Source organism: Actinomycetota bacterium, from assembly GCA_030774015.1.
In the GTDB taxonomy this organism is placed as follows: Bacteria; Actinomycetota; UBA4738; order UBA4738; family JACQTL01; genus JALYLZ01.
The window spans coordinates 1-18,403 of sequence record JALYLZ010000103.1; the positions used below are offsets into that span (position 1 = coordinate 1).

The 18,403-nt window shown below is 67.9% G+C and carries 18 protein-coding genes; all 18 read right to left on the bottom strand.

All coding sequences use genetic code 11. The features are described from left to right. Positions 1-98: 98 nt before the first annotated feature. Positions 99-677: a hypothetical protein gene (locus M3Q23_10235; GenBank protein MDP9342449.1), complete on the bottom strand. Its 579-nt coding sequence runs from the start codon at positions 675-677 to the stop codon at positions 99-101. A gap of 36 nt (positions 678-713) precedes the next feature. Further along, entirely contained in the window at positions 714-1,406 is a 693-nt protein-coding gene (locus M3Q23_10240; protein MDP9342450.1) for a type 4a pilus biogenesis protein PilO, read from the bottom strand. Then, complete coding sequence (locus M3Q23_10245) at positions 1,403-2,038, bottom strand: PilN domain-containing protein (protein MDP9342451.1); 636 nt, start codon at positions 2,036-2,038, stop codon at positions 1,403-1,405. Before M3Q23_10245 ends, M3Q23_10240 begins: the two co-directional genes overlap by 4 nt. Next, entirely contained in the window at positions 2,038-3,090 is a 1,053-nt protein-coding gene (gene pilM / locus M3Q23_10250; GenBank protein MDP9342452.1) for a type IV pilus assembly protein PilM, read from the bottom strand. The genes M3Q23_10245 and pilM overlap by 1 nt, the downstream gene beginning before the upstream one ends. Next, the gene (locus tag M3Q23_10255; GenBank protein MDP9342453.1) at positions 3,091-3,300 is read right to left on the bottom strand and encodes a helix-turn-helix domain-containing protein; all 210 of its coding nucleotides are present in this window, start codon (positions 3,298-3,300) and stop codon (positions 3,091-3,093) included. It lies immediately after the preceding gene. Between the two features lie 236 nt (positions 3,301-3,536). Beyond that, positions 3,537-4,301 (bottom strand): prepilin peptidase, encoded by a 765-nt coding sequence (locus tag M3Q23_10260; GenBank protein ID MDP9342454.1) that lies wholly within the window; start codon positions 4,299-4,301, stop codon positions 3,537-3,539. A gap of 23 nt (positions 4,302-4,324) precedes the next feature. Beyond that, positions 4,325-5,731 (bottom strand): hypothetical protein, encoded by a 1,407-nt coding sequence (locus tag M3Q23_10265; protein MDP9342455.1) that lies wholly within the window; start codon positions 5,729-5,731, stop codon positions 4,325-4,327. A gap of 20 nt (positions 5,732-5,751) precedes the next feature. Further along, entirely contained in the window at positions 5,752-6,384 is a 633-nt protein-coding gene (locus M3Q23_10270) for a type II secretion system GspH family protein (protein MDP9342456.1), read from the bottom strand. Then, the gene (locus tag M3Q23_10275) at positions 6,381-8,234 is read right to left on the bottom strand and encodes a hypothetical protein (GenBank protein MDP9342457.1); all 1,854 of its coding nucleotides are present in this window, start codon (positions 8,232-8,234) and stop codon (positions 6,381-6,383) included. Before M3Q23_10275 ends, M3Q23_10270 begins: the two co-directional genes overlap by 4 nt. Before the next feature lie 144 nt (positions 8,235-8,378). Continuing rightward, positions 8,379-9,833: a pilus assembly PilX N-terminal domain-containing protein gene (locus M3Q23_10280; GenBank protein ID MDP9342458.1), complete on the bottom strand. Its 1,455-nt coding sequence runs from the start codon at positions 9,831-9,833 to the stop codon at positions 8,379-8,381. Positions 9,834-9,849: 16 nt separating this feature from the next. After that, positions 9,850-10,488, bottom strand: coding sequence for a type II secretion system GspH family protein (locus M3Q23_10285; GenBank protein MDP9342459.1), 639 nt, complete (start codon positions 10,486-10,488; stop codon positions 9,850-9,852). After that, positions 10,485-12,206, bottom strand: a complete 1,722-nt coding sequence (locus M3Q23_10290; protein ID MDP9342460.1) for a hypothetical protein — start codon at positions 12,204-12,206, stop codon at positions 10,485-10,487. The genes M3Q23_10285 and M3Q23_10290 overlap by 4 nt, the downstream gene beginning before the upstream one ends. A gap of 170 nt (positions 12,207-12,376) precedes the next feature. Further along, positions 12,377-12,847: a type II secretion system GspH family protein gene (locus M3Q23_10295; GenBank protein MDP9342461.1), complete on the bottom strand. Its 471-nt coding sequence runs from the start codon at positions 12,845-12,847 to the stop codon at positions 12,377-12,379. A 207-nt stretch (positions 12,848-13,054) separates the two neighbouring features. Next, the gene (locus tag M3Q23_10300) at positions 13,055-14,269 is read right to left on the bottom strand and encodes a type II secretion system F family protein (protein MDP9342462.1); all 1,215 of its coding nucleotides are present in this window, start codon (positions 14,267-14,269) and stop codon (positions 13,055-13,057) included. Next, positions 14,259-15,443 carry a type IV pilus twitching motility protein PilT gene (locus M3Q23_10305; GenBank protein ID MDP9342463.1) on the bottom strand — a complete coding sequence of 395 codons (1,185 nt, stop codon included), beginning with the start codon at positions 15,441-15,443 and terminating at the stop codon, positions 14,259-14,261. The genes M3Q23_10300 and M3Q23_10305 overlap by 11 nt, the downstream gene beginning before the upstream one ends. A 5-nt stretch (positions 15,444-15,448) precedes the next feature. Beyond that, on the bottom strand, positions 15,449-17,128 hold the full coding sequence (gene tadA / locus M3Q23_10310) for a Flp pilus assembly complex ATPase component TadA (GenBank protein ID MDP9342464.1): 1,680 nt from the start codon (positions 17,126-17,128) through the stop codon (positions 15,449-15,451). Positions 17,129-17,163: 35 nt separating this feature from the next. Continuing rightward, positions 17,164-17,964: a hypothetical protein gene (locus M3Q23_10315; protein MDP9342465.1), complete on the bottom strand. Its 801-nt coding sequence runs from the start codon at positions 17,962-17,964 to the stop codon at positions 17,164-17,166. Between the two features lie 50 nt (positions 17,965-18,014). Then, on the bottom strand, positions 18,015-18,403 hold a 389-nt coding region (gene aroE, locus M3Q23_10320), incomplete at its 5' end, for a shikimate dehydrogenase (protein MDP9342466.1).

Genomic DNA, 18,403 nt, shown 5'->3' on the forward strand with positions numbered 1-18,403 from the left:
CCCTCGAGCCGCTCCCCGGCCGGGAGTGACAGGGGGCGGCCCGATGGACCGCCCCCCGAACCGGCGACCGCTCCCCCCAAGTCGCGGAGCGCCGGGATCTACTTCTGCGGGTTCTGGCAGAGCATGAACTGCTGGTCACCGAACAGGAACGTCGCGCACCCGTCCGCCGGGTCGACCAGCTTGAAGTTGCCGTCGAACGTGTCGCCCTGCTTCACCGTGTAGACGGTGCCGTCCACGGACACCTGGGCGTACTTCACGCCGTTCTTGTGGAAGATGTCGATGAGGGTGATCGTGTGCCCGCCCACCACAATGGTGGTCCCTCCGACCGGCGTGGGCGGAGGCGAGGCCGGCGGCGACACCGACGGTGAGGTCGGCGGCACCGACGTCGGCGGCACGCTCGTCGGTGGGATGGTCGGCCCCGTCGGCCCGGTGGGGCCGCCCCCACCGCCGGTGGCTTGCGCGACGAGGGGCGAGAACGGGTCTCGTCCCCCGACGACCACCGGCGGCGGGGTGGTTGAGCGGGGCGTTGGTGAGGTGGTGACCGACGGCACCGGGGTGGGTGCCGCGGTCGAGGTCTGGGTCGGCGTGGGCAGGGCTTCCGTGGGGCCGGAGCTCTTCTTCAGCAGCAGGAAGTAGGCGGCCAGCGCCACCACTGCCACCACGCCGAAGATGATCACTGCACGTCGATCGCGGGGGGACATGGGCATCCTCGGTCACGCTCCAGTCGGGGCCGCGCTGGTCGGGGACGGGGACGCTCCGGGCGAGGTGCTCGGGACGGGGGCCGGGACGATCCCGGTGGACACGCCGGCCGTCGGACCGGGAATGGAGCCCGGGCCCGCGCTCGCGTCGGTCGTGTACACCTCCGCCGTGATGGACAGGGCCAGCTCCTGGGGGGTCGTGGTGCCGGTCGGCGTGGAGCTGGTGGCTCCGCCCGAGGAGCTGATGGCGATCTGGACCACCTTCACGGCTCGGGGAAGCTGTTCCAGCCTGAACAGGAACTCCTCCACCGAGAAGAACGAGCCGGACACCTGGATCGCGGTCGGGATCGTGGACACGCCGCTCCCGGTCGTGGGCGCGACCGGCTGCCCCGGCGACACCGACATGAAGTCCACGGCGGCGGCGCTCGCGGCACCCTGGAGCAAGCGGATCATCGACGGCAGGTCCGCGGTGGGCGGGATCTCGGTCTGCAGCTGCTCCAGCTGGGCCTTCACCTGCTTCGCCTCTCGACGGGCCTGCTGGAGCTGTCCGACCTGCGCCTGGAGCGTCTGCTGCTGCTGCTGGGCCTGGGTGAGCTCGGCCTGCCGCTTGTGCACCTGGGAGATCTTGGGAAGCAGGAGGACGACCAGGGTGAGCAGGGCGATGACCCCCGCGGCGATGCCCGCGAACAGCGGCGCCCGGCGGTTCACAGCTGCCCTCCCGGAATGGCCACCTTCGAGGTGAGGTCGATCGAGGACGCGAACTGGAACACCGGGGTGGTCCCGACGGTGCCCTCGCTGGCCTGCGAGATCCAGGCGTTCACCCATCCCTTGACCTGCTCGAGACGGGTCAGCCACAGGGCCAGGGTCTCCGTGTCGAGGGCCTGCCCCTGGAACTGGATCGTGCCGATGAGGGCAGGTCCGGTGACCGGCTGGGGCGCCGGGACCACGCCGGGCTCCGTCGCGGCGCCGGTAGCCGAGATGGACCCCGTGACGCTGGTGATCCATGCCCGGTCCGGGATGACGAGCGAGAGATCGTGCAGGACGCCCGACCACGACACCGTGTTGGCCAGAGCCTGGGCCAGGAGGGTCTCCTGGTTCTGGAGCTCGGTCCGCTGCGTGGCGAAGTGCTGAAGCTCGTTCACCTGCTGCTGGAGCTGCGCGTTGGTCGCGTCCTGCGCGGCCAGGTCGCGGTTCAGCCGGGACTCGGTGAATCCCTGGAGCACCCAGGCGAACACGATGATGGCCACGACCGCCGCGCCGGCGACCGCCGCCATGACGGTCTGGCGGCGCGTCTTGGCGCGCTCGCGGTACTCGGGGGGAAGGAGGTTGACCCGCGTCATCAGCGGCCTCCGGGAAGGGCCAGGCCGACGGCCACGGCGAGCAGGGGCTCGGCCTCGGCCAGGGCGCTCTCGGACAGTTCGAGGTCCGGCCGGACCCGTCCGAACGGGTGACCGCGATCGACCGGGGCCGACATGCGCTGCCCCAGCAGCGGAAGGAAGCCCTGAAGCTTGGACCCGCCACCGGTCACGGTGAGCCGGGCCACCTTCGAGCCGGGGCTCTGGGCCGTGTAGAACTCGAGGGAGGAACGGATCTCGTCCACGAAGCTGACCGCCCGCCCGGCGGCGACGCGCACGGCGTCCTCAACGCTCGGGCTGCCCTCCACGGCCTCGCCGCGCTTCAGGCGCTCGGCGACGTCCTCCGGCACGGCCAGGGCCCGGGACACCGCCAGGGTGATGTCGTTTCCGCCAGACGGAAGGATCCGGACGAACCGGGGCACCGAACGCTCGTGCACGCAGATGCTGGTGACGTCGGCGCCGACGTCGATCACGGCCTCGTCGCCGGGCTCGCCCAGCACCGGCCCGCCGTCCGGCTCTCCCACCGCCCGGATCAGGGCGAAGGGAGTCAGGTCGATCCCGACGGGCTCCAGCCGAGCGGCTTCGGCCGTCTGGACGAGCGCGTTCACCATGGCCTTCTGCGCGGCCACCAGGAGCACCCGGAGCATCCGGCGCCCCTCCTGCTCGAACTCGTCCAGAGGGTCGAAGTCCAGCACCGCGTCCTCCACCGCGATGGGGATGAATTCCTGCACGTGGTAGGGGAGGGCCTCCCGAAGCTCCTTGAGGGGAAGCCACGGCAGGGCCACCTCGCGAACCACCACCCGCTGGTTCCCCACGCCCATGTACACCTGCCGGCCCTTGAACCCGCCGCGACGCCACAGCTCCTTGAGCGCCTCCGTCACGGCCTGCGGGTCCTTGATCTCGCCGTTCTCGACGGCGCCCGGCTGCATGGGCACCTGCGCCGCTCGCACCAGCGAGGGCGGGTCCGATGAGGAGTTGATCTCGGCGGCCCGAGCGGCCGTCGAGCCGATGTCCAGCCCGATCCGAGTCCTGGCCACCTAGCCCTCGCCTTCGACCTTCACCGATCGATCCGAGAGGTAACGATTCACGTCCGACTCCCGGATCCGGTAGTTCTTGCCGACTCGGATCGCCGCAAGCTGTCCGCTCTTGATGAGGCGATACACGGTCATGTTCGAGACCCGCATGGTCCCCGCCACCTCGCCGACAGTGAGCAGGCGATCCCCCACGAACGGCCGCCTCTTGCCCATGTCACATCCTCCACAACTTCAACATCTGCCACAACTTCCACAGTTTCAACACGTGCCCCGTGCCTCCCTTCCTGCTCTCTCCGTTCGGGGGGCCCGGAAAGTAACATCCGCAACATCAGTCGTCAAACATCCCGACAGGCCACTATCGGCACTCTAGGCTAAATTACATAGCTGTAATTAGCAAAATGCTCATAAGTGATCAGGAGCATCAGCCGTTCGGGGGACGGTCGGGAGCGCTACGGGAACAGGCGGAGGTAGGCGTGCGCGATCTGCGGGCCGGCGAACGCGGCCACGACGGCGCCCAATGCCAGGTACGGGCCGAACGGGAGGGCCTGTTTGCGGCTCCCGCCGGCCGCGAGAGCGACCACCGCCCCCACCCCTCCCGCCAGGATGGCCGCTCCGGCCGCGACGGCCACCCGCGACAGCGCAAGCGAGCCAAGCACGAGTCCGATCAGGGCCCCGAGCTTCACGTCCCCCATGCCCATCCCCTTCGGCGAGACGAGCGCGACGAGGAGCAGTCCACCGCCGTATGCCCCCATGCCGATGGCGGCCCGAACCGCGTCCACTCCCCCGCCCGCCGCGTCACCCACCCCGATCAGGACGGCGAACGCCACCACGGCCGGATAGGTGATCCGGTTGGGGATGACGCGGTGCTGGACGTCGATGATGCCGAGCGCGAGGACGACGGCCAGGAAGGCCGCCACCATGGCCTGTACCAGGGGCCGGTGGAAGGCCACGGCGGCACCCACGAACAGGCCGGCCGTGGCCACCTCGATCAGGGGGTAGATCGGGGAGATGGCCAGGCCACAATTCCTGCATTTCCCTCGAAGGATCACGTAGGACAGCACCGGGACGTTGTCGACCGCACGCAGCTGCGCCCCGCATCGCGGGCATCTCGAGCGTGGAGCGACGATGGACTGCCGGGCGGGAACGCGATGGACCACCACGGTCAGGAAGGAGCCGACGAGGAGGCCGAGGATGGCGAACAGGGCGACGACCACTGGCGGGAGAGCCTACCCGGGGCTCACGTCACCTCGCGCTCGTACACGATGGTCTCGCCGAATCCCGAGGTGGAGGCCCCGGGGACGGCGATCTGCTTGTAGGCGAACGTCGAGTTCGAGTTCATCGTGACCGAGCCGCCGTAGAGCTGGCCGGAGGCGAGCGAGCTGTTGGAGTTCAGGGTGATGGCACAGGGATTCCCCAGGGTGTCCGACTTCGGCACGTAGATCAGGGCGTTCAGATTGGCCCCGATCCCGCTGTTGATGGTGGTGGTGAAGTTGCAGTATCCGGGGACAGCCCCGAGGCCCGCGAAGATGGACACGTTGTAGGGACCCCCTGTGGCGCTCCACCGCGTGCTGGGCAGGAACGTCACCGGCCCGTCCGTGACGATGGCGAGGTTGCCGGGGAGGGTCTTCGTCGGGGGATTCAGCGTGCACGGGCTGCTACCCATCGACGTCAGCCTCATCAGCAGGTTGCCGCTGGTCCAGTTGCTCTGGAGGTAGTTCGCCGCGTTGGTGCACGATACGCCGGACCAGGTCTGCTGGTTCGTGTATCCGGCATTCGTCCAGTCCGAGGACACGAAGGTGAAGCTCGGATAGGTCGGGAGCGGAGGGGCTGGAGACGTGAGGTACTGCGTCCGCGTACCGCCGATGGCCCCGGAGGCAGCGCTGACCGAGGTCCCCGCTTTCGCGTTCCCGTAGATGTGCGCCGCGCTGGTGAGTGAGATGGAAGAGGTGGAGGACGTCACGTTCCCCCGGACCGTGGCGCTCGAGTTCATGGCCACCGACCCGTACGCCCACAGGTCTCGCTTCACCTCGCTCTTGCTGGTCATGTTCACGTTGCCGAGGGCGTAGAGGTTCCCGTAGATGGTGTTGTTGCTGTTCAGGTTCATGTCGCCGTTCGTGTAGATGTCCGCGTCGTTGTACTTGCCACCCAGCACCGTGCTGTTCGAGTTCATGTGGATGCTGCTGTAGCCGTAGATGGCTCCACCGGGGAACGACCCCGTCGTCGTGATCGACAGGCTCACCTTCGACTCCATGGTCCGGGTGGGGTTGGCGAGCGCCGTCATCTTCCCCACGGATCGAAGCAGCACGGAGTCGGGAGACTGCAGCAGCGGGCAGGCCAGGGTTGCTCCGCTCGCGTTGTAGAAGGTGGCGGTGACCGAGTACGTCGTGGACGGGACGGAGCTGAGCGTCTGGCTGACCGGCGAGCAGGGGTAGGAGGCGTACGGCGTCGACGAGAGCAGCGAGTAGTAGTAGTTGAGCCCGGCCTCCGACGCTTCCAGGGCCTGGACCCGGCGCCGGTCGTAGCCGCTCTGCTGGCTGTTGTGGAGGGCGGTCTGGATCGCCACCAGCACGATCATGGCCACCACGAACGAAACGAGGAGCGCCGTCACCATGGCGAACCCGTCCTCTCGTCTGAACCTGATCACGATGCCTCCATCCCGCACGGTCATCCTGCCGGGACCGTCCCGCATGGATTGGTCCCGGTGACCTGGTTTCGGATTGCCACTGAGTCGTCGAGCCGGATCGTCTTGGACGTCGGGTCGTTCGGCTTCGAGTTGATGAGCAGCGTGACGTTCAGGATCCGTCCACCGCTGGTGCTCGATGGATCGAGCTCGAACGCGTGCACGCCCTGGCTGACGTTCACGATGCTGTCCGCCACCGTCCGCCATGCTGTGGCAGCTGACGGGGTGGCGGAGGGCCAGCGCCGGACCTTCAGCTGGGTGTTGACGATGCGCCACTGCTCGCACATCACCGACCCGCGGGTCGCGGCGTTCGTCTCCGTGTAGACCCGCAGGCCGTAGTAGGGCGAGGTGGGGGAAGGTTCCGTGGCGGGGTCGTACAGGACGTCGCCGGATCGGACCTCCCGGTCGATCTCCTCGATGGCCAGTCGGGCCTGGTCGTTGGTTGTGCTCCGTGCCTGCTCGCGCACGATGCCGCTCTGCACCGACTGGAGCACGACCAGGAAGATCACCGAGACCGCGACCATGAGCGACATGGCGACCATCACCTCGGGCAGGGTCATGCCGCTTTCGCCCCGGGCCCGGCGCCGGAGGCCCCGATCAAAACCAGCGCCGCTCATGCCGCGGGCTTGTAGATCGCGTGGGCCACGAGGGACCCCAGGTCCACGCTCATGGTGATGTCCGCTACCGTCGTCTTGGACTGCCCGCAGGTGGTGTTGTTCCACTTCGTGACCGAGAAGTCCACCGTCCCGGACAGGGGCGAGCCGACCCGGGCCCAGGCTTCCGTGATCAAGCCCGTGCCGGTCGTCTGCGAGGTGTAGTCGCCGTCGACCCGAAGATTGCCCGTGACGTCCACCTTGAAGCCGATCGAGCCGACGACCGTGCACCCGCTGTGGATCTCGGCCAGGCACAGGCTTCCGGAGCAGCTCTTGTTCCCGGGGTCGTACTCGATGATGTCCTGGCCTGTGGCCCCCGGGTTGAGCGTGCTCTGGTTGTAGCCTGAGCCATTCCAGAGCTTGAGCGTCGCCGTCGGGACGGTCACGCTCGGGGCCACCGCTCCCACCCCGGCCTCCGCCGAGGCCCTCCACGCGGTGCCCGACATGATCAGGCAGGCCCATCCGCATTGGTTGGACCACCCGCTCCCGGCGGAGCCTCCACAGAGCCCGGTGACGAGATGGACGTCGCCGATCCCGCGCGTGACCGTCTCGTTGATGATGCGATTCGACCCGTTCTGCCGGATGCGCTGGTACACACTGCTCTTGTAGCTGGTGGCGTTGGCCTGACCGTCGACCACGATGTCGGCGAGCTTGCACGTGTTGCTGCCGTTAGTCGTCACGCCTGAGTCCTGGAGGTCCATGGTCGCCGCATAGCTGGTCCCGGACGTGCGGTCGGCCTGGATGTACGAGTAGCCGCAGGGCTGGCTGTCCAGCTGCCCGTTGCACGGGTTGGTGGGACTGGCGGATGTGGTCGCGGCAGCCCCTCCGGACAGGGTGTTCGTATTCCCGTAGTCCCCACCAACGACATGGATGTCGTTCCCGTTGGTGGCCCCTCCCGACAGGGAGATCGACGGGGGCCCGAGCCCGCCCTGGGCGCCGGTGCTCGCCGTCCCGTAGGTCGTGGCGCCGGCTGTGGTCGGGTCGTCGTCCACCAGTGTGGACGCCGAGAGCTCGCTTGCGATCGTCACGGTCCCGCCCACCGACATCGATCCGCCGATCTGCTGGGCCGACGCGTCCACCTTGGTGAGCTGCTCGGACTGGAGGTTGCCGATCAACCCGGGGAGGTCGATCGACAGGTAGTCCCACGGGCTGATGTACTGGATGCCGGCAGCGTTCGGGACGGCCCTGATGGACCCCTGGGAAAGGGTCCCGTTCCCGTACAGGAACTCCGAGTGGGCTCCCGCCACGTACGTCGAGTCGTCCGCGCCGCTCCCCGGCTGGTACAGCAGGGTCTGGGTCTGCATGGACGCGGCGCGGGCGGCGGACGTCCAGCTCACGAGCACCGTGATCCGGTACGCGTTCGAGCTGGCCAGCTTGGTCAGGTACACCTTCGCGGTGTAGGTCGTCGTGTAGTTGGGCGGTCCGATCGTGCTGACGTGCGGGACGAGCGGGACGGTCGTCGGAAGGCCGGACGTGTGGGCGATCTTCTCCCCCGAGCAGGACTGGAAGTGATACTCCCCCGAGCAGGACACGATGTTGGGATCGCCGGACAGGTCGGAGTCCGACAGGCCGGCCGTCGCGTTGGCGTACGGAAGCCCCCGGACCTCCTCGATGAGCTTGCTGGTGAGGGCGTTGGCGACCTGGCGCTGGCGGGCCGTGGCCGAGTCCCGAAACCCCGAGAGCACCGTGTACGCCAGGACCATGAGCGCGATGAAGATGACCCCCAACGCCACCATGGTTTCGACGATCAGGAAGCCGCCCTCATCGGAGTGCAGGGCGGAGCGAGTGCGAATGAAGACACCTCCCGAGTCCATCTATCCCGATATCGGTCGGGGCAGGAGCGTGATTGAGCATCGAAAGACCAAGGACGGCTGCCCAAACGTCTACGCTTCTCCCGGGATCCGCGTCCGTCTGGCCTAGGCCGAACGGCCCGAGCTCCCGGAGGCCGCGCAGGCCGCCTACTGGTTGACGATCTCCCGGAGGTACGCGATGTCGATGTCGTACCCGTCGACCGTGGCGGCCGTCGCCAGCTGGAACGGAAGGTAGTTCAGCGTGTACAGGTTCGTGATGTTCACGGTCCCCCCGATGATCTGCCCGCCCAGGCCGTCGTCGTTGTTGCTGTACGTGATGGCACAGGGCGAGTAGGTGAACACCTTGAGGTTGCTGAACGACGTCTTGTTGGAGAAGGAGATGTCGTGGACGCCCCCGGAGCAGCTCGGGACGCCACCCACGGTGGCCGAGCTCCACGGGACGATGAAGTACAGGGTCCACGGCCCGCCGTCGGCCACGAAGTTCGCCTGGTTGATGGTGGTGATCGAGCCATCCGTGATGATGGCCAGGTTGTTTCGAACGTTGATGGTGGTGTTGTTGGTCCACTGGAGGGCGCATTGGGGGGTGATCCTGGCCACCGTCTGGCTGGTCCACCCCGCGCTGATCGCGGTGTTGGCGGCGGCGCAGTCCGAGAACGTCTGGATCTGGTAGTTGAACGGTGACGACTGCCATGCCACCTGGTCGTACTCCACCTGGGGGAAGGCAAGCTGCGGGGGTGAGGGGGACATGCTGTTGGGGGCGATGGAGCCCCCCACCTTCCCCGAGCACCCCGTGCACGCGCCGCCCGACCGGGCGCTGTTGTTCACCCTCGTGTTGTTGTTCATCGTGATCGTGGACAGTGATGACGTGATGTCGTGCCCGACCACGGCCGAGTTCGACATGGTGGCCGAGGAGTTCGCCCACACGTCCTGATAGACGGTGCACGAGCTGGCCATCGACGCGGTCCCCTGTCCGGAGGTCAGGTCCGCCACGATCACGCTGCCGTGGAGCTGGCTGCCGTTGTTGCACGTCCAGATCCCGCGGGCCACGTAGACGTCGGCGTCGTTGCCCTGGAAGCCGTTGACGGTCATGTTGTTCTGGTTCTGGAACGAGTTGTTGGTGAAGATGGCCTGGGCCAGCGCTCCGTACTGGGGAGCCAGCCGAACCTCCGTCTGCATGGTCCGGGACACGGCCACCGCGGAGCCCGCGATCACGGCCGTGCCCTTCGAGACCAGGACCGCGCCGGCTGGCCGCTTGTTGAACGACAGAGGGCAGGACATGGCCGACCCGGTGGGCGGATAGGTCGCGTAGTACGTCATCGTGACCGTGTACTCGGAGGCCGGAGTGGTGGCGAGCGTGCCATGGAGGCGCGTATCGCCGGTGCACGGTAGCGACGCGGTGCTCGTTCCCTGGAGGATGGAGAACGTGGCGTCGAGCCCGGCCTCCGCGGACGCGATGGCCTGGGCCCGCTTGCGGTCTGCCGCGCTGGCGCCGCTGTTGTGCAGCGAGAGTGTCGTCACGGCGATGCTCAGGATGAAGATGACGAACGACACCAGCAGGGCGGTGACCATCGCCACGCCTCGCTCCTCGTCGCGCACTCGCATCAACATGTCCGGTTCCTCAGTACGGGGGGATGTCGGCGCATACGCTGTTGGGGTAGCCGAACTCGGTGTTTCGTCCCGTGATCGACTCGTCGACCTCGACCGGTTGGGCCGCCGAGTCGGTCACGTTCGCCACGATGGCGATCTTCACGATCCGGTTGCCGAACGTGGCCTGCGACGTGTCGAGTGTGAACGCCGGGACCTGCGGGGAGACGGAGCGATTGAGGATGTGATCCGCGACGATCCTCCAGCCGCCGACCAGGGTCTCCGGGGACTCTCTCCAGGCCACGGCCCAGTCCCGTCGCTGGAGCTGGTCCGAGAAGACTCTCCACTGCACGCACCGGAAGCCCGGGTTCCGCGAGCCCGCGTTCGTCTGCGTGTAGATGCGCAGCGACATGCCCGGGTAGATCCCGTCCTGAGGATCGCTCTCGGCTGCGGGATCGTAGAGGACGTTGCCGGAGCGGATCTCACGATCGAGCTCCTCGGCTGCCAGGCGGGCCTGGTCCACGCTCTCGCTCCGGGCCGCCTGCCGTCCGAACGCGGTCTGCATCGAGACCAGCACCGTGAAGAAGATCGCGAGGACCACTCCCAGGACGGCCGCGGCCACCATGAGCTCGGTGAGCGTCATCCCCTCCTCCGAGTGCAGCCGGAGCTTCATGTCGACTGTGGGGCGGCCGAGTAGGTGCCCTTGGCGGCGAGCGTGCCCAGGTCGACCTTCACGACCAGGTTGCAGATCTGGGCGCCCCCCGACGTCACCGCGTAGGTGATGCTTCCCACGATCGGCGATGCCGAGGCCGCGGAGGACTGGGTGCGCGTGCACGGGTTGGTGCACCCGGCGGGGTCGTTCGTCGACGTGCCGCCCGTGGTCACGCTGGCGGAGATGTCGATGGCGATGGGCCCGGAGGTGTCCGTGTAGGCGATGTGCACCGCGGGCACGGAGATGTTGGCCGGGCTTCCCGGCGCGATGGTGAGCGTCGAGTAGCCGCTGCCGTTCCAGTACGTCACCGTTCCACTCGCGCTGAGGGTCGGAGCGACGCTGTTGACACCGGCCTCGGCCGACACGGAGTCGTGGAACCCGGTGACCCGCACGAGGTAGCCGGCCCATCCGGTGGGCACCGATCCACTCGGAACTCCGGATGGCAGGCCGGCCAGGGTCAGCGTCCCCAGGGTCCGGGATGCCTCCGCGTGGATCATCCCGTCGGTCCCGGTGGATTGCGTGAGGTCGGTGAAGGCTCGGTTCGGGGTGGAAGGCGAGACGGGCGCCGCAAGGGACGCCAGGGTGGCCGTTCCGAGGTTCGAGCCGGTGCTGTTCAGGGTCACCGTTGCCGAGAGCGTGCCGCCCTGGAAGGAGGTCGAGCTCCCGCAGGGAAGCCCGTCCGTCTGGGCCAGGCCAGACGGACTGGTGCACGATGGGCTCTGCGCGACTGCAGCGGCGGCCGTGGTCACGCTGGCCGCTCCGTCCGCCCCACTCGAGGTGAGCGAGAGGGCGTTCTGGCCCCCGGAGACCGAGACGGTGCTGGCCGCGGGCCCCGTCACGTTCTGTGCGTTGTACAACTGGCCGGGCGTCCCGGGGTCGTTGTCCGCCCCCGAGGATCCGGTGGCCTGGCCGACCGAGTCGTCGTCGATGGAGGCCCCGGAGGTGAACGACGTGCCCTGGACCGTCGCGATCTGCTCGACCTGGGAGTCGGAGGCCTCGGCGGGCACCCACAGATCCGCCTGGCCGAAGGACAGGCTCTGGATCGAGCCGGTGATGTCGATGGACTGCTGGCCGGACGCGGCGTTCCCGTACAGGAACGGCTGGCAGGGAGCGGCGAACGGGTGCGTCGCCGTGGACAGGCAGCCGGACGGCGAGTACAGGATCGTCTGGAGCTGGACGCGATGGGATGTGCCCCTCCGCTCGGCGGCGCTCCAGGTGACGACGGTGGTGATGCGGAAGGTGTTCGAGGTCTGGGTGGAGCAGGTGGGCGCCGCGGTGCAGTACGTCACGTAGACCAGGACCGTGTACGTCGTGGGGCCGACCCTGCTGGTGGTCTGGTGGCTGACCAGCGGCTTGATGACGGTGCCGGCGGCGTAGCCGGTGAGCGGGATCCGCTCCCCCCCGTAGCACTTGTTCACACCGCACAGCGTGATGTCGGGGTCGGTGGCGACGGTTGGGTCGTTGCTGCTCAGCCCCTTCTTCACGGTGTCGAACGGCAGGGCGCGGATCTGCTCGATGGCCTGGTCCGCCAGCCCGGTCGCGGACTGTCGCTGGCGGGCCAGGGCCGTGTCGTAGTAGGAGATGGTGGCGGTATACGCCAGGGAGAACAGCGTGACGAACATGACCCCGAGCGCCATCATCGTCTCGGTCAGCGTCAGTCCCGCCTCGTCTCGCTCCAATCGAACGAGACGACGCCACAGATGGTTGACCCGGTTCATCGACCATTACATCGGTTGAATCACGCTCGGGGTTGATCGTGCTTGCGGCTTAACCCCTGGCAAACTCCCGGGAGCAGCGAAGGGGGCGGTCCTTAGACCGCCCCCCTGGTTCGTCCACTGCTTGAACTCACTTACCAGCCACCGGTGCAACCAGCCACCGTGGTAGGGGATGTGGCCCCCTTGCAGTATTGGACCGGGCCGTTCCCGGGGTCAGCGATACCGAAGTACGTTCCGTTGTTCTGGCTCTGTGTGACCAACAGCACGGTGCTCGCGGTCGCCACCTTGATCTGAACGATGTTGGGACCAGTAGACGGCGTCGCCGCGTCGTTCCACGTAAACGAGGGCTCGATCGCAACAGCCGTCCCTGTGGCGCCCGCGGTGAAGCCCGTGTAAACGTCCAGGTCGGTGAAGAAGGTCTTGGCCGCGGTCAACGCGTTGCGGGCGCTCGACTGCGCCGCCTTGTCCTGGGCCCTACCCCGCGCCCCGAGGAATGTCGGTAGAGCGATGGCGATCAGGATGCCGATGATCAGAACGACCACCATGAGCTCGATGAGGGTGAACCCCTCCTCCTCGTGACGCTTCTCCATGTAGTGCTTCAGCATTTGTTCACCTCCTCGCCTGCTCGTGCACTGCCATTTCACGTCTGTCATCGGCACGCCGGGCTCGGGCTTTACCCCTCGATCCGGGGGATTTCCGGAACCGACTTCCGACCTACTCACCTTGCCGACCGGCCGCCCAAGGCGGGCTGGAGACGCCAAGCGAGGCGGCCCCACGGTCTGGGGGCCGCTTCGTGGGCTGGCTCGACGAAGCTATTTGATCAGGTTGATCACGTTGAACATCGGGAGGTACAGGGCGATGACCGCCAGGCCGACCGCCCCCCCGATCACCGCGATCATGAGCGGCTCGATCAGCGAGGTCAGCGCGTCCACCGTGGCCGCCACCTCGTTGTCGTAGAACTGGGCGACCTTCTCGAGCATCGTGTCGACGGCGCCGGTCTCCTCCCCCACCGCCAGCATCTGCACGACCATGGGCGGGAACACCCCGTGCTTGGAAAGCGGCCCGGCGATGCTCTCCCCTTCCTTCACGCTTCCCTGGATGTCGCCTACGGCCCTGCTGAGGACCGCGTTGTTGACGGTCTCCGTCACGATGTCCAGGGACTGGAGGATGGGGACGCCGGAACGCAGCAGGATCGACAGGGTTCCCGCGAACCGGGACAGGGCGCTCTTGTGGAACAGACCCCCGAACACCGGGACCTTCAGCTTCAGCGCGTCCAGCTGGGCTCTGCCGTGCGGGGTCTTCTTGTACCGCCGGAACAGGATCACCCCGACGACCGTCGCCACGACCCACATGTACCAGTACGTCCGCACCAGGTTGGAGATCCCGAGCAGGAGCCGGGTGGGGATCGGGAGCTGTCCGCCGAGCGTGGCATAGATGTTCTTGAACTGCGGGACGATGAACAGCAGCATCGCCATCATGATCAGCGTCACCATGCACAGCACCACGACCGGGTAGGTCATGGCCGACTTGATCCGCTGGCGGAGCTCCACTTCCCGTTCCATGTTGTCCGCCAGCCGCAGCAGGACCGAGTCCAGCACGCCGCCGGTCTCTCCAGCCCGGATCATCGCGGTGTAGAGGTTGTTGAACGCCTTGGGGTGCTTGGCCATCGCCCCCGACAGCGAGGAGCCTCGTTCGACGTCGATCCGAACCTCGGTGATGACCTTGGCCAGGTTCTTGCTCTCGGTCTGGTCCGACAGGATGGCCAGGGCCCGCAGGATCGGGAGGCCCGAGTTCACCATCGTGGCGAACTGCCGCGAGAACACCGAGAGCTCCTTGGGCTTGACGTGGCCCGGTCGCAGCTGGATCTCGACGTTCAGACCCGCCTTCTTCTCGGAGACCGAGATGGGCACGTAGCCCATCTCGCGAAGCTTCGACATCACCACCTGCTCGTTGTCCCCGACGAGCGATCCCGACACCAGCTTGCCCTTGCCGTCTCGAACCCGGTAGGCGTAGGTGCTACTGGGCACGGTTTCCTCCCATGGTCCCGCTCATCACGTAACCCGCGGAGACTCCGGCCTGCCCGATCTGTCCGGAGACGGGGCCCAGGAGCCGGCTGAGCTCCTGTGGGTCGTGGCACCGGTCCATGGCCAGCTCATGCGTGATCAGCCCGGCCCGGACCTGGTCGGCCAGGGAAGCGTCCATGGTCCGCATCCCGAACCGTCCTCCCGCCTGCATCACCGAGTAGATCTGGTGGACCTTCCCCTCGCGGATGAGGTTCCGGACCGCCGGCGTGGCGATGAGGATCTCGCAGGCCGCCACCCGCGCCTGTCCGTCCACGGTCTGGAGGAGCTGCTGGGTGACGACGGCCTGGAGCGACGTGGAAAGCTGCACCCGGACCTGTTGCTGCTGGTAGGGCGGGAACACGTCGATGATGCGGTCGATGGTCTGGGGAGCGTCCTGCGTGTGCAGGGTGGCGAACACGAGGTGTCCGGTCTCGGCCGCCGTGATCGCCGTCTGGATCGTCTCCAGGTCACGCATCTCCCCGACCAGGATGACGTCGGGGTCCTGCCGGAGGACGTGCTTCAGGGCCTCGGCGAATCCGTGGGTGTCGGATCCCACCTCGCGCTGGTTGACCATGGAGCTCTTGTGCTTGTGGAGGAACTCGATGGGGTCCTCCACGGTCATGATGTGGGCCTTGCGCTCGTTGTTCACGATGTCGACCAGGGCCGCCAGCGTCGTCGACTTCCCCGACCCGGTGGGCCCGGTGACGAGCACGAATCCTCGGGGGAACCGGGCCAGCTCCGAGACCACGGGCGGGAGCCCCAGCTCCTCGATGGTCTTGATCTGGAAGGGGATCAGCCGGAAGGCGGCGCCGATGGAGTCGCGCTGGAAGTACACGTTCACCCGGAACCGGGCCTTGCCGGGCAGGGCGTAGGACGTGTCCAGCTCCAGGTCCTGCTCCAGGCGCTCACGCTTCCGCTGCGGGAGGATGGCGTAGATCATCGCCCGCAGCCCCCGCGGACTCAGGTCCGGGTAGTCGTCCAGCCGGACCAGGTCCCCCTGGAGCCTGATCACGGGCGGAGATCCCGCCGTCAGGTGCAGGTCGGAGGCTCCCCGTTCCAGCACGATGTCGAGGAGCTCCGGAATCGGGACATCCGGCTCCTGCTGTTCCTCTCTCGGGCCAACGCTTGTCGATTCCATGTCCCTCAGACCACCACCCTCAACACTTCTTCGATCGCTGTGAGGCCAACCTTTACCTTCATGAGCCCATCTCGACGAAGCGGGATCATGCCTTGCTCCAGCGCCACCTGGCGGATCTGGTCGGAGGACGCTCGCTCCACGGTCAGCCGCTCGATGTCCTCGGTGACGGTCATCACCTCGTAGAGGCCGATCCGGCCCAGGTAGCCGGTCTGGGAACAGGTGGTGCACCCCACCCGCCGGTGCAGCACCGAGATGTCCTGCCATTCGTGGGGGAAGAACCCGGCTGCGGTCAGCTCCGCCTCCGAGGGCGTGTACGGCTCCTTGCAGCGGTCGCACAGCTTTCGAGCCAGCCGCTGCGCCACCACGCAGTCGAGGGCGGACGCCACGAGGTAGGGCTCCACCCCGATCTCGTGCAGCCGGCTCACGGCCGACGGGGCATCGTTGGTGTGCAGCGTCGAGAGCACGAGGTGTCCGGTGAGCGCGGACTCCACCGCGATGAGCGCGGTCTCGCGGTCCCGGATCTCACCGACCAGGATGACGTCGGGGTCCGACCGCAGGATGGACCGCAACGCCGCGGCGAACGAGAGCCCGGCCTTGTTGTTCGTCTGGATCTGGTTCACGCCCGGGAGCCGGTACTCCACCGGGTCCTCGACCGTGATGATGTTCCGGCCCTCGTCGTTGATCAGGTTCAGGGTCGCGTACAGGGTGGTGGACTTCCCCGAGCCCGTGGGCCCGGTGACCAGGATGCAGCCGTACGGCTTCCGGAACGACTCCTCGAAGCGCTTGAACGCGTCGTCCAGGAACCCCAGCTGGTCCAGCCGGCGGAGCACGGACGCCTTGTTCAGGATCCGGATGACGACCTTCTCACCGAACACGGTGGGCAGGGTGGCCACGCGGAGGTCGATCGTGGACTGGCCGACACGCAGGCTCACCCGGCCGTCCTGCGGAACGCGCTTCTCCGCGATGTTCATGTCCGCCATCACCTTGAGCCGGCTGATCAGGCCGCCCTGGATGTTCTTGGGCGAGCGCATCACCTCGTGCAGGACGCCGTCCACCCGGAACCGGATCCGGACCTCTCGCTCCATCGGTTCGATGTGGACGTCGGAGGCCCGCTCCCCCACGGCCCGGGTGAGGAGCATGTGCACGAGCTTGACGATGGGCGCGTCCTCCACGGCGGCCGAGGGAAGGTCGAGGTTGATCGACTCGTCCGACTGGTCGGAGGCTTCCTGGGCCAGCTGTTCGACCGCCCCGTCGAGGGCGCTGTACTTGCGGATGGCGGCGCTGATGTCGGCCGACGTCGCGACCAGAGGTTCGACCTCTCGGCCGGTGATCGTGCGGATGTCGTCCAGGGCGTAGACGTTCGCCGGATCGGACATGGCGACCAGGAGGCGCCCCTCGCGCTCCCCGATGGGAATGGCCCGGTAGCGCTTGGCCACGGCTTCGGGGATAAGCGCCGTTCGGGAGGGGTCGATCGGGTAATCGGAGAGGTCCACGAACTCGAGGCCGATCTGCTCGGCCAGGGCCCGGACCAGGTCCGTCTCCTTGATCAGCCGGAGATCGATGAGGATGCGCCCCAGGGACTTCGGGACGCGCTGCTGTTCGGCCAGGGCGGCTTCCAATTCCTCATCGGTGATGAGGCCCTGGTCGATCAGGATCTGACCGAGTTGCTTGGTTTTCTTCCTCACGCGCGGATCGGCCCTTCGATGTCCCGGATCTGGGGCTAGATACGTCCATCTTCGACACCGAACGGGCCGTCCTGTAGAAGCTGCGCGAACTCCCTGGCCAGCGCGACCCGGTCGATGTCCTCGGGGTTGACCGATGTCTGGGAATCGTCGAACGGCTCCTCGTCGTCGTCCTCTTCGGTGGGAGCAGGGAGGAAGGCGGATGGACCCTCCGCCGTGGCGCCGGCGTCCGCGGTCTCCGGGGCCGGGAAGGCGGGCGGCGCGGGCGCGGCCTCCTCGGGGACGCCCGGGAGGTACCCAGCGGCTGTCGCCGTTTCCACTGGCTCGGACGGCGAGGGAGGTTCACGGAGCACCGAAGGCATCGGCTCGAAGATCGGGCCGGAGGGCTGCGGGGGCGCGGCCACGCCGGACCAAGGTGGCGAGGCGGCGACCGGTTGGGGTGGCCGCTCGGAGGGCAGGATGCTCCCGAAGTGCTCCCGGTTGAGGTCGACCGTCTCGGGCCTCCGAACGGCGGCCCGCTGGTCCCGGGAGTCCTCGGCCGCCAGGAGGGCTTGCTCCAGGTAGTCCAGGAGGATGCCGGCCCGGGTCCCCGCGGACCCCACCGCGAATGCGGCGTACGGGCCCCGGCGGACGTAGGCCCACAGCTCGCCCGAGAACTGGACGAACCCTCGCTCGGGGTCGCCCACCGCCGCGAACCGGAGCCACGCCGGGGTGACGTCTCGTTCCCCGCCGGGAGGGAAGGCGCCCATCACCAGCCCATCCCGGGACAGGATCACGCAGCCGAGCACCTCTGCTCGCGCCGCGACGCGCGAAGCCAGGGCGGTGAAGTCGATGTCCATTGAGGTCGCTGAAGAGCATCGGCACTCGATGCTGACCGATTGAGCGAATGTCAGGCGGGCGGTGCGGCCAGGGCCGCGAGCGCCGCGGCGGACATGGCGGCCACCGGCGCCGCCTGGCCGGTCCACAGCTCGAAGGACAGCGCGGCCTGATGGACCAGCAGGCCCAGACCGGTGAACGCGGCCGCGCCCGCCTCGCGGGCCGCCGCCACCAGCCGGGTCACCGCCGGCCGGTACCACAGATCCACCACCAGACGCTCCGGCCCGAGCGGCGGAAGCGGGAGCTGCGCCGGGTCGGTAACGGGCGTGGCGTTCACCACGACGTCGGCCTGCACGGCGCGCGCGCCATCCCAGGGGATCGCCGCGCTGCGCACGGACAGTCCCTCCAGCGCCTCGAGCGCCGCCGCCGCTCTGCTCGCATCGCGGGCGGCCACCGTCAGCG